The sequence below is a fragment of the Pseudoalteromonas sp. 19-MNA-CIBAN-0066 genome (assembly GCF_040308705.1).
In the GTDB taxonomy this organism is placed as follows: Bacteria; Pseudomonadota; Gammaproteobacteria; order Enterobacterales; family Alteromonadaceae; genus Pseudoalteromonas; species Pseudoalteromonas nigrifaciens.
Genome location: NZ_JBEONZ010000007.1, coordinates 60,558 through 74,012 on the forward strand (window position 1 = coordinate 60,558; position 13,455 = coordinate 74,012).

10 protein-coding genes are annotated in these 13,455 nt (G+C 40.0%); 5 read left to right on the forward strand and 5 right to left on the reverse strand.

Going from position 1 to position 13,455, the window contains the following annotated elements; translation table 11 throughout:
• The first annotated feature begins 92 nt into the window (after positions 1 to 92).
• On the forward strand, positions 93 to 1,934 hold the full coding sequence (locus tag AAEZ18_RS06535; RefSeq protein ID WP_011329542.1) for a M1 family metallopeptidase: 1,842 nt from the start codon (positions 93 to 95) through the stop codon (positions 1,932 to 1,934).
• An 87-nt stretch (positions 1,935 to 2,021) separates the two neighbouring features.
• Here the strand turns inward: AAEZ18_RS06535 and AAEZ18_RS06540 are convergent, their stop codons facing one another.
• The gene (locus tag AAEZ18_RS06540) at positions 2,022 to 2,624 is read right to left on the reverse strand and encodes a DUF2057 domain-containing protein (RefSeq protein WP_011329543.1); all 603 of its coding nucleotides are present in this window, start codon (positions 2,622 to 2,624) and stop codon (positions 2,022 to 2,024) included.
• A 93-nt stretch (positions 2,625 to 2,717) separates the two neighbouring features.
• Here AAEZ18_RS06540 and AAEZ18_RS06545 point away from each other — a divergent pair, with 93 nt between their 5' ends.
• The 3 genes from AAEZ18_RS06545 (at position 2,718) to AAEZ18_RS06555 (ending at position 6,341) form a co-directional block, all read left to right on the forward strand.
• Complete coding sequence (locus tag AAEZ18_RS06545) at positions 2,718 to 3,089, forward strand: histidine triad nucleotide-binding protein (protein WP_011329544.1); 372 nt, start codon at positions 2,718 to 2,720, stop codon at positions 3,087 to 3,089.
• Positions 3,090 to 3,302: 213 nt separating this feature from the next.
• Positions 3,303 to 3,959 (forward strand): helix-turn-helix transcriptional regulator, encoded by a 657-nt coding sequence (locus AAEZ18_RS06550; protein ID WP_086994433.1) that lies wholly within the window; start codon positions 3,303 to 3,305, stop codon positions 3,957 to 3,959.
• 225 nt (positions 3,960 to 4,184) lie between these two features.
• The gene (locus AAEZ18_RS06555) at positions 4,185 to 6,341 is read left to right on the forward strand and encodes an ATP-binding protein (protein WP_086994430.1); all 2,157 of its coding nucleotides are present in this window, start codon (positions 4,185 to 4,187) and stop codon (positions 6,339 to 6,341) included.
• A 7-nt stretch (positions 6,342 to 6,348) separates the two neighbouring features.
• Here AAEZ18_RS06555 and AAEZ18_RS06560 read toward each other — a convergent pair whose 3' ends face one another.
• Together AAEZ18_RS06560 and AAEZ18_RS06565 are read right to left on the reverse strand one after the other, a co-directional pair.
• Positions 6,349 to 7,776, reverse strand: a complete 1,428-nt coding sequence (locus AAEZ18_RS06560) for a mannose-1-phosphate guanylyltransferase/mannose-6-phosphate isomerase (protein ID WP_350594066.1) — start codon at positions 7,774 to 7,776, stop codon at positions 6,349 to 6,351.
• Between the two features lie 69 nt (positions 7,777 to 7,845).
• Positions 7,846 to 8,619, reverse strand: coding sequence for an amidohydrolase (locus tag AAEZ18_RS06565; RefSeq protein ID WP_197182256.1), 774 nt, complete (start codon positions 8,617 to 8,619; stop codon positions 7,846 to 7,848).
• 216 nt (positions 8,620 to 8,835) lie between these two features.
• Between AAEZ18_RS06565 and AAEZ18_RS06570 the strand changes: the two genes are divergently transcribed.
• Complete coding sequence (locus AAEZ18_RS06570; RefSeq protein WP_086994421.1) at positions 8,836 to 9,465, forward strand: methylthioribulose 1-phosphate dehydratase; 630 nt, start codon at positions 8,836 to 8,838, stop codon at positions 9,463 to 9,465.
• Between the two features lie 129 nt (positions 9,466 to 9,594).
• Here AAEZ18_RS06570 and AAEZ18_RS06575 read toward each other — a convergent pair whose 3' ends face one another.
• Together AAEZ18_RS06575 and AAEZ18_RS06580 are read right to left on the reverse strand one after the other, a co-directional pair.
• The gene (locus tag AAEZ18_RS06575) at positions 9,595 to 11,076 is read right to left on the reverse strand and encodes an FMN-binding glutamate synthase family protein (RefSeq protein ID WP_011329550.1); all 1,482 of its coding nucleotides are present in this window, start codon (positions 11,074 to 11,076) and stop codon (positions 9,595 to 9,597) included.
• A gap of 455 nt (positions 11,077 to 11,531) precedes the next feature.
• Positions 11,532 to 13,310 carry a DUF885 domain-containing protein gene (locus AAEZ18_RS06580; RefSeq protein WP_350594068.1) on the reverse strand — a complete coding sequence of 593 codons (1,779 nt, stop codon included), beginning with the start codon at positions 13,308 to 13,310 and terminating at the stop codon, positions 11,532 to 11,534.
• Positions 13,311 to 13,455: the final 145 nt, after the last annotated feature.

Sequence of the window (13,455 nt, forward strand, 5' to 3'; positions counted from 1 at the left end):
GCAAATAGCGCATCTGAATGTAAAAATTGCTCAACCCGCCTCGCCAATCATGATATAAAACCAACACTTATTTATTTGTGTTCAGGGTAATTATGAAAATCACACCTCTTTTTTTAAGCCTAGCTATGGCTGGTATGTGCTCACAAGCAATGGCCAATGCTATTGATCAAAACTCGTATGCTAATCTTAATGACGTTATTACTACGCATTTAAACCTTGATTTAGATGTCGACTTTGCCGACAAGCAATTAGAAGGTTTTGTTGAGCACACCCTAGAATGGCAAAATAACAACAGTAAAACTCTAGTGCTCGATACTCGCGATTTAGATATTGATAAAGTAATGTATCAAACGCAAAACGGCACATGGCATAAAGCTAAATTTAGTTTAGCAACACGCGATGATGTTAAAGGCTCAAAATTAACTATTACTTTTAAAAGCCAAGCGCCAAAAGTACGTATTTACTATAATAGCCGCCCTGAAGCGTCTGGCCTACAATGGTTAACACCAGAGCAAACAGCCAGCAAAACACACCCGTTTATGTACAGCCAATCGCAAGCAATTCATGCACGTAGCTGGATCCCAGTACAAGACACGCCAGCAATGCGAGTAACGTACTCAGCGCGCATTCATACCCCTAAAGATATACGTGCGGTAATGAGTGCCGACAATAAAGACGCACTTTATAAAGATGGCGACTATATTTTTGATATGCCACAAGCTATTTCGCCTTACTTAATTGCTATTGGCGCAGGTAATTTAGAATTTAAAGCAATGTCGCATCAAACCGGTATTTTTGCTGAGCCAACTATTTTAGATGCTTCAGTTGCCGAATTTAACGACACCCAAGCGATGATCGATAAAACTAACGCACTTTACGGCGATTATGCATGGGGTCGTTACGATTTGCTTATGCTACCGCCAAGTTTTCCGTTTGGTGGCATGGAAAACCCACGCCTTTCGTTTATTACCCCAACCGTGGTTGCAGGCGACAAAAGCTTAGTAAATCTAATTGCACATGAGCTTGCTCATTCTTGGTCTGGTAACTTAGTTACCAATGCAACCTGGGAAGATTTATGGTTAAACGAAGGTTTTACCTCGTACGTTGAAAACCGCATTATGGAAGAAGTATTTGGTCGCGACCGCGCAGTAATGGAACAAGCCCTTGATGCAGCAGGTATTCGCGCCCAAATTAAAACGCTTGATGCACCAGACACGCGCCTTAACTTAAAGCTTAATGGCCGCGATCCTGATGATGCGTTTAGCTCTGTACCTTATACCAAAGGGCAGTTATTCTTAATTTACCTAGAAGAAAAATATGGCCGCGATAAGTTTGACGCCTTTGTAAAAACTTACTTTAACGAATTTGCCTTTAAATCTTTAACCACTGCACAATTTGTTACTTACCTAAAAGCTAACTTAATTGATAAGTACCCTGGTATTGTGAGCATGGATAAAGTAAATGAATGGATTTTTGCGCCAGGTTTACCAAGCGATACACCTAATCCAACATCAGATGCTTTTGATAAAGTAGATACAGCAACAGCTACTTGGTTAAATGGCGATATCACAGCAGCGCAATTGCCTACAGCTAATTGGTCGGTGCATGAATGGTTGCACTTTTTAAATAACTTACCGCGCGATTTAAGCCAAACACATATGAGCGAGCTTGATACTGCGTATAACTTAACGCAATCAACTAACGCTGAGCGTGCATTTGCTTGGTTTATGCTAGCGGTAGGTAATGGCTACCAGCCAATTTATCCGGCGCTTGATAAGCACTTAACCAGTATTGGTCGTCGCAAGCTAATTGTCCCGCTTTATAAGTCACTTATTGATAACGGCAAAAAAGACTGGGCACAAAGCGTGTACTTAAAAGCACGCCCGGGTTATCACCCACTAGCACATGGCACTATAGACGCATTATTTGAATAAATTATTTAAATAAAAACGAGCTTAATAAGCGAGTGTTTAAAATACAAAAAGGGCCGACATTCGGCCCTTTTTAATTGCATAAAAAAGCTACTTGGTTACTTTTTCTAAAAAGGCTTGTTGCTGAGCTGGAGTTGCTTGTTGCCACCAAAAGTCGAGCATTGCTGCTGCGCTAGGCATGCCCTTACCATTAATAGGTGCAACGAGTTTACTTACTTCGCTGGCGCTTGTTGCCATTGCCGTTGTATTACTAACTTGCTGTACTGGCACAGTGTTTGTAAGCTGGGCATTAGAAATTACACTTAATGGCGCAGCCAGTGCACTTCCTTTTGCTTTTAAGCTTACTTGTGGCGACTGTGCAAATACTTTAGCCGCAACCGCATTTTTGGCACGATTAAACTCTAAAGTATAATCTTTACCTGCTTCAATAGTTACATTTACCCAAAATGGTTCAGACTCTACCACTTCGTGATCGTCGTAACCTAGGTCATACAAGTCAGTATATTTAAGCTTTAATTTATAACTACCCGGTGCTAGCTCTATGTCATCAACACGGCTAAATATCGAGCTTTCAATAACACGCTCACCAACTTGCAGAGGTACAAACTCTTCTGGAAAGTGAATATTTTCTGCCATGCTCGACACACTAAACAATAGCGCTGCGGCACTACCTAATAATATTGATTTACGCATATTTTCTCCTTTATTTGATTTCAGTTTGACACTGCTTGTAAAGTTTGTCATTAGTGGAGCTTACTTTAATCATACTTAATTAGGGGCCATATAATGAGCCAAGAGACTATTTTTACTAAAATAATTAATCGTGAGATCCCAGCTGATATTATTTATGAAGATGAGCATACTCTCGCCTTTAAAGATATAAACCCTCAGGCGCCATTTCACGCACTTATTATCCCCAAAAAGGCAATTGCTACTATTAACGATGTAACGCCTGAAAACTCGCATTTAGTAGGTAATTTATATGTAGTAGCGGCTAAATTAGCCAAGCAACTAAACTTTGCCGACGATGGCTACCGAGTGGTCATGAATTGCAATGAACATGGTGGCCAAACCGTATATCATATTCATTTACATATGCTTGCAGGTAAAGAGATGGGCTGGCCTCCTTATCAAAACACCAAAAAAGTGGCGCTATAAACAGCTATTTATTTTATACAATTAGTTATAAGCTTTTTAGGTTGTTTTATTTTGTAATCGCAATCAATAAATAATTACTTATTTGCAACATTTTATGTTTAAATAATCATAATATCGTACTTGCTTTTTGCGTTACAACGCGACTTTCTAATACAAAAGGTGTGGAGGTCGTGGTAAACTTAATCATAAGCTTTATAAAAGAGTAAAAATAATATGAGCAGTTCAGCCTTTTTGTTATTAGATGAAGAGCCCATTAACACTATTGGTATTAACGTTTTAGAACCTTTGTTAAAAACGCAAGGTATTAGCGTAACCACAGGCACCAATATTTTAGATGTGCCTGTAGGAACACGACTTTTGTTTATCGAAACATCGAGCAAAGATGCGTGGGGAAAATTAAAAGAGCAACTGGTTAATTTACGGATTAAATGCGATATCGTATTATTTAATTTGGATGAAAACCCAGAGCTTGCTAATCGTGCCTTACTTAGCGGAATTCGTGGTGTATTTTACACCACAGATAACGCCGATGTATTGATGAAAGGTATTCGCTTACTACTTGAAGATCAACTTTGGTATCGCAGAGATATAATGTGTAATGCATTAAATCGTATGTTGCAGTTTAATAAAGATGCACTGCATAAGCTTACCGAAGGCGATATTGAGCCAGTTAAACTTACCAAGCGCGAAAAAGCCATAATTTCATTAATGAGTAATGGCTCAAAAAATAAAGAAATTGCTGAAGAGCTAAGCATTAGCCCACACACAGTTAAAACTCATTTATACAGCGCATTTAGAAAAACAAAATGTCGTAACCGTATTGAGCTACTATCGTGGGCACAGCAGCATATTCCAGACGAAATACGTTAATTTAAACTTTAGTTTAAACACAAAACAGGCACATACGTGTCTGTTTTTGTATCTGGGCAAGCTTAATCAGCAAGCTCAAATTTTAAATAATAAGTCGCTCCCCAGCGAATAAAGTATACGTTTTAATTTCAATACAGCTCAAGGTGTTAAATAATATATTGAGCTATTTTCGGTTAAGTAATTATTGTTATACTTTTAATCTAATAACACGCTATTGGTGCCTCAATGCTCGACTCTTTTACCCTATATTTTGCCAGTATCGCCGTTATGGTTGTAATGACCCTGCTAAATTTTTTAACCTGGCGCACCAATAAACACACTCCAGGCACTCTGCTTTATATTTTTTATCCTGTTTTATTGCTCGGCGTTATTATTGGCTTTACTCTGATCGGGCGAGTCCCTGAACTTGTCGCCATTAGCATTGCCAATATATTGATGTTTGCGGCCTCAATTGTGCATTGCCTTGCTATTAGCCAGTTTTTAGATTATCGCGGTATTGGCTTTAAACTTGTTTGTGCATTTACTGCTTTTAGCAGCGTAATGCTGGGTTATTACAGCTTTTTGTCGCCATCTATTCAAGATAGGCTGTTTATATCTGATATACAGCATATAGCTGAAGCTGCATTTTTACTGTTTATATTTATAAAGTATGCACGTAAGCCCTATCCCAACGGCAGCATTGTTTATATTATAATTTTAACTTTAGTTGCCGTAAGCTTTATTGCCCGCTCGATATTTATGCAAAAAATTGAGCAACATGACACCCTATTAAGCCCTTGGTTTAGCTCGTTACTTTTTTTAAACGGGGTTATAGCACCTATGTTTTATGCCGCTGGCATGGCACTGTTGTGTAATGAGCGCAGAGAGCAGCATCTTAATAAGCTCACTAAAAAAGCCCGTAAAGACCTAGAAATACGTGGGTTGTTTTTATCAACTATCAGCCACGAAATTCGCACCCCTTTAAACGGCATTTTAGGCAGTGCTCAGTTAGTTATGAACCAAACAAGTGATGCTCGCAATAAAGCCTATTGCGAGGCAATTATTAACTCTGCCGAATCCCTTAATTTACTGGTTGATAAAGTACTCGACTACGCCAGCCTTGATCAAAGCGACGAAGCTCTTTACGAAGAAGATATTGAGTTTAAAACTTGGATACAAAATTTATGCTTATTACTAAGCCCTCTGGCAGAGCAAAAGCAACTTAAGTTTGAGCTACTTTGCAATATACCCGATCAAGCCTGTTACTACTGCGATCAGCAAAAACTCAGACAAATTATTATTAACCTTGTGGGTAACGCAATTAAATTTACCGACCAAGGTAGCGTTAAAATTCAAATTGATCTAATCACTGAAAAACAACTTGAACACACTATTAAAATAAGCGTAAAAGACTCAGGCCCCGGCATCGAGAATGACGAAATAGCCTACCTAACCGAACCCTATGTGCAAAGTAGCGCCGGAAAAGAAAAAGGCGGTACAGGCCTTGGTTTAGCAATAACCAGCCGCTTACTCGAAAAACTGCATAGCAAGTTAGAAATAGCCAGTAGCCTAGGGAGTGGCAGCGTGTTTAGCTTTGATATTACGTGTGCGCTGGGCGAACTCAGCCTAGTAGCGCAACGTCATCAAAGTAAAGATTATTTAACCGGTTTAAAGGTGTTGTTAGTAGAGGATTTAGATTTAAATCAAAAAATAGCCGTAGAATTTATGGCCGACGACGAACATAAAATTAAGTTAGCAAAAGACGGTAAAACTGCAATAGAGTTAATGCAAGCGCATCATTTTGATGTAGTGCTGCTCGATATGAACCTACCTGATTTGACCGGCCAACAAGTACTTAAAACATTGGCTAAAATTGAGCATAAAAACCAGCGCACTCCCGTACTAGCCTTTACTGCAAGCTTAAGCCCTAGTGAGGTAAAAGAGTACTTAGCGCTGGGTATAAAAGACATTGTAGGTAAACCTATTAAACACCAAAAATTGCGCCAAGCACTAAGCGATTCACAGTCAACTAAAACGGCTACTGTAGCTGTAGATTTGGTTGATACTTTATATGACGCAAGCGCTAGCGAAACGCTTACCAGCTCTTTTAGTATTGATGAAGTGTCGTCTATTTATAACGAGTTTGTGCTCTCTACCCGCAGTAAACTAAATCGCTGCCAAGCGCTCGTAGAACAACAGCCCGAGCAATGCATTAAATTATTACATCGCCAAGCCAATACCGCACTACAGCTGGGCTTTAACCGTTATGGTTTAGCGCTGAAAAAAATAGAGCGTCGTATGCTTGATAAAAAGCCGCTAAAAAACGCCATCAATGAAGCGCTCGACCTTTGGCAGCAAAGTTTAGAAGAGTATTTAAGGTGTGTACGCAAAGGGCTGCAGTAAAGCGTTGTTAGTTTCTGCCATATTTATCATCAAACCGTTCAATGTCGCTTTCATCTAAAATAGTGCCTGTTTGTACCTCAATTACTATTAACGGCGCATTTTTATTATTAGCCAAACTATGAATTTGCTTAGCGGCAATATAACAAGACTGATCTGCACTGAGTGTTAGTGCTTGCTTATCAATGCATACATCGGCAACCCCAGATACAACTACCCAATGCTCGGCACGATATTGATGGCGCTGCGTAGAGAGCTTAGCGCCGCTGTTTACGGTTATTTTTTTAACCTTAAATCCACTGTTTTCTACCAAGGTACGATAATTTCCCCACGGCCGATAAACAACTTGGTGGTGGGTTAACTTGTCAGTTTGCGTAAGCGCTACTTTTTTGAGTAATAACGGCAGTGCATCAAGCTCATTTTGATTCGCAATAAGTGTGGCATCGTGGGTATGAATAACAGCTAAATTACTTACCCCTAAGGTGGCAATAGTATGATCGGTTTCGCTTATTATTAGATTGTTTTTACTGTTTTGCGCTACATAATTAGCATTTACATTGTTGCCTTGCGGATCTTTTTTTAGCAACTTAGCAAGTGATGAAAAACCACCTACGTCACTCCAGTTTAAGGCAACAGGCATGACAACTACGTTATCACTGCGCTCTAAAATAGCATAATCTATGGAGTCACTCGGGCAAGCTTCGAGCGTTTTTGCACTGGGGCGTGTAAAGCCTAAGTCCTGACTAAAATTGGCGGCGTTAGCCACACAATTGGCAATTTTAGGTGCAAAGCGAGCCAACTCTTGTAAATACGCTGCAGCAGTAAATAAAAACATACCGCTATTCCAACTATAACTTCCATCTAACAGGTAGCTTGTTGCGGTGGTTAAGCTGGGTTTTTCTTTAAATTCAGCTACTTCAAAGCAGTCAGTACCGATAATGGCGCTTCCTTGTTTTATATATCCGTAACCTGTGTGTGGCTCGGTAGGCGTAATAGAAAAGGTAACTAATTTACCTTGCTCAGCTAATATTGTCGCGCCGTGTAACTGCTCGGTGAGTAAGTTAAAATTATTTATATGATGATCCGCTGGCATAACTAACAGTGGCCCTGTTATGCCATTTTGTAGCGCATAATGCGCAGCTAAAGCAATTGCTGGGGCAGTATTTTTACCTGTGGGTTCTAAAAGTAATACGCGCGGATTTGCACTAGCAGCTTGCTCAGCGGCAATAAATCGGTGCTGTTCGTTACACACTAAAATAGCTCGATTGAATACCCTACCGGTTACCCGTGTTAGGGTATTTTGTAATAACGACTGCCCAGTAGGTTCAGCATCGAGTAAGGGTAAAAACTGTTTTGGCATTGCTTGGCGCGACAACGGCCATAAACGAGAGCCAATGCCGCCCGCTAAAATAACTGGAGTAATTAAAGAGTTGTTCATAGTGCTGCCGCCAATAAATATCAGCGGCTATTTTAACACTTAATTAGCCGCTGGCTAATTTAAGCTGCTTTATACTAAGTTAAAAGCATCCGCATCTAAATGCGCCGGAAATTTAGCCTTAAAGTCATTTAATGGTGCTTTGTGCAAAGTAGTGGTTATTAGCGCTTGGCTATTATCTGCAGCTTTTACTAAAGCATCACCTTTAAAGTCATATACCGCTGTGCCACCATTGTGAGCAACACCATTGGCATCATCACCAATGCGATTTACCCCAACCACATAACATACATTTTCCATCGCTCGCGCCATTAATAATGTATCCCAAACATGGCGTCGCACTGCGGGCCAATTAGCAATATTAATCATTACATCGTAATCGTTGTTATTGCGCTGAAATACCGGAAAGCGTAGGTCGTAGCACACTTGTGGTAATAGCTTAAAGCCATTAATAGTAAACACTTTGCGCGCTTGTCCTGCTACTACAAAGTCGCCTTCGTTGCCTAAACAAAACAAATGACGCTTATCGTAAAAGTCTACTTCTCCATTGGGCTGCACCCAATAAAACCGATTGGCCTTTTTACTGCCTTGCGTAACAAATACTGAGCCTGCAATTACTGCATTATGTTTATGCGCTTGCGCCTTTAACCAGGTAAGTACTTTGCCGTTTTCAGGCTCAGCGCAATCTAAGTTTATTGCAAAGCCTGTGGCAAAGGTTTCGGGCAGTAAAATCAAGTCTGACTGCTGAGTCACTGCATCTAACTGCTTATTAAACATAGCTAAATTAGCGTCTTTATCGAGCCAGTGTAGTGAGCTTTGCAATAATGTAAGTGTTAAAGTTGACATAGCTTTGTGCCGCCCTCTTTTAAGTTTTTAGTGTTTTTAGCTAAACCAACTTAATTGTTATTAGAGTTTGATAAAACATACCTTATGCTGGTAGCTTAGTTATTAACACTCTATATCCTTAATTGTGGTTTTGCACGCAAAGCGGTGCTACCATCACTTAAGATAGAAGTTTAGCCGTCTAAATACAATTAACTGATGCTCGTTTGTGAGGAATATATGCAAAACAACAATACCGCTATTTCGCAACTTATTGAAGCTGGGAAGTGGGTTAGCCAAAAAGAGTGGATACCCGCAACCGGTGGGAATTTTTCAGCAAGAACTGAGTCGGGCTTTGTAATAACAGCTAGTGGCCAAGATAAAGGCAAGTTGACCAATGAGCACTTTTTACAGCTAGATCTACAAGGCAAGCCTTTGGCAGGAACAAAAAAACGCTCAGCCGAAACACAACTGCACTTGAGCTTGTATCAGCTAATTCCCGAAGCGCAATGTGTACTGCACACGCATTCTGTTGCGGCTACCGTGCTTTCGCAAATAACAAAAAGTCATAAACTCGATTTAACTGGCTACGAAATGCAAAAAGCTTTAACCGGTTTTACCTCGCATTTAGAAACCCTAAGCATTCCTATTTTTAATAACGACCAAGACATAGACCATTTAAGTTTATTGGTAAGCGACCATCATTTACACACACCTATTGAACACGGAGTGCTTATACGTGGCCATGGTTTATATGCTGTAGGGCGAAATATTGATGAAGTTCGTCGTCATTTAGAAGTGCTGGAATTTTTATTTAGCTGTGAATTAGAGCGTTTAAAAATTACCGGCATTCAAGCAAATAATAAATAAATAAAATTAAGGCCCATTGTTATATTACGTAACAATGGGCCTTAATTAATGACCTAATAAATATTGAGTGCATAAAAAAGCAGCTTAGTTTAGTGCGCTTAAGCACTCATATATTTAATGCTCACTGTGTTATTTATAATTTTCGTAAATTTTATCTAATGGCTCTGAAAGACCACTTTCTTGAACTATACGCACATGTTCACGTTTTAACTCTCGCGCACTAGATACGCCGCACGAGTGCGCGATTAAGCCCGCTCCATAGTGCACATACTTATTATAGTTTGCCACACGCTGTGCTTTGTCTGCCACATTTAAGCCACGTTGCAGGCGCTTGTCGTGCGTGGTGATCCCTGTAGGGCAAGTGTCTTTATTACATTGCATTGCTTGAATACACCCTAGTGCAAACATATGGCCGCGAGCAGATACAACAAAATCAGCCCCCAGTGCTAATGCCCATGCAACTTTAGAGGGTACGATTAACTTACCTGAGGCAATAACCTTTACTCGCTCTCTGAGCCCATGTTTTTCTAACAAATTAATTACTAATGGCAAGCTTTCTCGCAGTGGTAAGCCCACTGAATCTAATAATGACTGTGGTGCGGCGCCTGTGCCACCGTCTGCACTATCAATAGTAATAAAGTCGGGCGCTGACTCAATACCGCGATGATTTATTTCAGCGAAAAGAGTTTCTAACCAAGTATACTCACCAATTACCGCTTTAAAGCCGGTTGGTTTACCGGTTGCGTTACGTACGGTTGCCAACATATCAAGAATATCTGACGGCTTTTTAATTTCAAGGTGGCCATTAGGGCTAATTGAATCTTGCCCTTCGGGAATACCGCGTATTTTTGCAATTTCAGCGTTAACTTTTCGCCCTGGTAACATACCGCCTTTACCTGGTTTAGCGCCTTGGCTTAGCTTTATTTCAAACATTTTTACTTGTTCGTGAGCTGCTATTTCTTTTAATTTAGCAGTGCTTAAATTGCCATTATCGTCGCGCACACCGTATTTAGCAGTACCAATTTGAAATACAATATCTCCCCCGCCTTCTAAATGATACGGGCTTAAACCGCCTTCACCGGTATTATACCAACAGCCAGCAAGCTTAGCTCCTTTAGATAAAGCACGTACTGCAGGTTTTGACAAAGCACCAAAACTCATACCTGAAATATTAAATATTGAATTAGTGGTGTAAGGTGTTTTACAGTAAGGGCCTAAAGTCACATTACTAGGATCGAGCGCTTCTTCATCTAAAGTAGGAAATGCACAGTTCATAAACATCACTGTACCGGTTACTTCAAGGCTTTGAGTCGAGCCAAACGCAGCAGTATGATCAACATCTTTTGCAGCGCGATATACCCAACTACGTTCAGCACGATTAAACGGCATTTCTTCTCTATCAAGTGCGAAAAAGTACTGGCGGAAAAATTCGCCTTGGCGCTCAAAAAAATATCGAAACCGACCAATTACCGGATAGTTGCGCCTAATTGCATGCTTTGTTTGGGTTATATCTCTAAAATAAAAAATAATAACCGATAAAACTATAAACCCTAATACAACAATAAAAAGGCTCGCAAATACATTAATACTTAGAACTATAAAATTGTTCACTCAAAACCCCTCTGCAGTACTTTTTCGCCAATAAATGAAAATGGCTTCAATAGACAAATGCGCATATCACTTATTATAGATGATATGCGCATTTTATTAATTTATAACCCTAGGGTCTGTTGACCTTTGCGGATTGAAATTTGTTCAAACTAGGGGCGATTTAATCACGGCGCGAGGTTTGTAACCTAGTGGGCTAAGTAAAAACCGAGCAAAGCTTCCGCGTCCTGCTCACGCCCCTTACCTACATCCATGTAGGCAACAAAGAGTCAATCGCCCCTAGGCAGAACCCTTCGGGCAGCGCATGTTTGGCATTGATGCTACGTTATCGCCTATTTATGGGGAGTAACCACACCACATAGGCTCTGCCTTGCCTAAATACCAAACACACTGCTGCAAATTTAACCTTGAAAGATAAACAGACCCTAATATAAGCCATTACGATTGATGCGGATTAATTAAATATCCTGTTTAGCTAGTTCGTTTTTAATATACAAACGAATTTGCTGCTCAAGTACAGATAACGGTACTGAACCATGGCGTAGCACTTGATGATGGAACTCTCGCACATCAAATTTTTGGCCAAGGGCCTGCTCCGCTTCTTTACGTAAGCGCTTAATAGTTAATTCTCCAATTTTATACGATAACGCCTGCGCAGGCCATGAAATATAACGATCTGTTTCAGTTTTAACGTTGTGCAACGACAAAGCAGTGTTATCGCCCATAAAGTTCATCGCGCGTTCACGGCTCCAGCCATACATATGCATTCCCGTATCAACAACTAAACGTGCAGCGCGCCACATTTCATAGGTTAAACGTCCGAAACGGCTATATGGATCTTGATAAAACCCAGCTTCTATTCCTAAGTACTCAGAATAAAGCCCCCACCCCTCGCCAAATGCTGATAAATAAGCATCACGACGATAACTCGGCAAATTTTCTAGCTCAGCATTAAGTGATATTTGTAAATGGTGCCCTGGTACAGCTTCATGCAGCGTTAACGCCTCTAGCGCGTAAAGAGGTCGCTTATCTAGCGCATAAGTGTTTACCCAGTAATAACCAGCTTGATCGTCGCGGTTCGAACCCGAGTAACGCCCTGTAGTATATTTAGGAGCAATATTGGCGGGAACAGCCACTACGCCATAAGGTTTGCGCGGCAAGGTATGAAATAATCTAGGCAGTTGCGCATCCATTTTTTTAGCAATATAAGCAGCTTCTTTTAGTAACTGCTCTGGAGTAGTTGCGTAGAACTGCGGATCAGTACGTAAAAAGTGGATAAATTCAGCGAACGTGCCTTTAAAACCAACTTCTTTTATTACCTCTTCCATTTCGCTACGAATACGTGCCACTTCTTTTAGGCCCAACTCATGAATTTCTTTTGGGGTCATATCTGTAGTGGTGTAATGCTTGGCGCGATTAGCATAAAAAGCAGCCCCATTAGGCGTTGCCGAAATACCAATACTGTCTCGAGCACCTGCTTGATACTCTTCAGTAAAAAAGGTGAGGTAATCTTTATATGCTGCTATTACTTGTTCTTTAATTATTGTTTTAGCTTGGAGTTGCAGCTCATAAAATTCGCTGCTACTTAAGCCTGCAGTATTCGTTAAAAATGGCTGATAAAATTCAGATTGTGTTACATCATCAACAATATAAACACTAATTGAATCTTCATAACCTTTAAGTACAGCTTTAGGCTGCGTTAACCCTATTGCTAAACCTTGTTTCATCCAATAAACATTTTGCTCAAAAAAGCGTGGTACCTGAGCTAATCGCGCTAAATAATTTTTATAATCTTGTAACGTTTTATATTGTGAACTTTTAACCATAAACGACAAGCTTGAATGAAACCCATATTCAGATGTAAGCGGCATATAGTGGGCATTAAATACATACTCATCCACGCTATTTTGCACTTGAGCACGCAAAATACTAAAGTTAATCCGATTTTCATCACTTAACTTATCAATGTTTACCGTATCTAAATCGGCAAGTAGCTGGGTATTTTTTTTATATTCTTGCGCTAAATACTCGGCAGTTAAGTTAGGTAGTAAGTAGCCATCTACACCCTGAGGATTATTATAAGGGCTAGCATCTTGTCTATTTTGCACAATGTTTTCGGCAACTTGAGTAAATTGCTTATCGGCATTAAGTGAGGTTGTTTGGCATGCACTTAAGGTGCATAAAAAAGTAATTCCCAGTAGCGAGTGGCGTAATGGTCGAGATAAAAGTTGATTCATTATTATATAGCTTCACAATTAAATAGATTTTGTAAACCTATCGCAGGCTAAATAAATAGCAAGATAAATACGACCAAGCACGCAAAAACTAATACGACTGATATAAGCAGGTTGGTATTTAATAACCAGTAATAAAACATGCTTT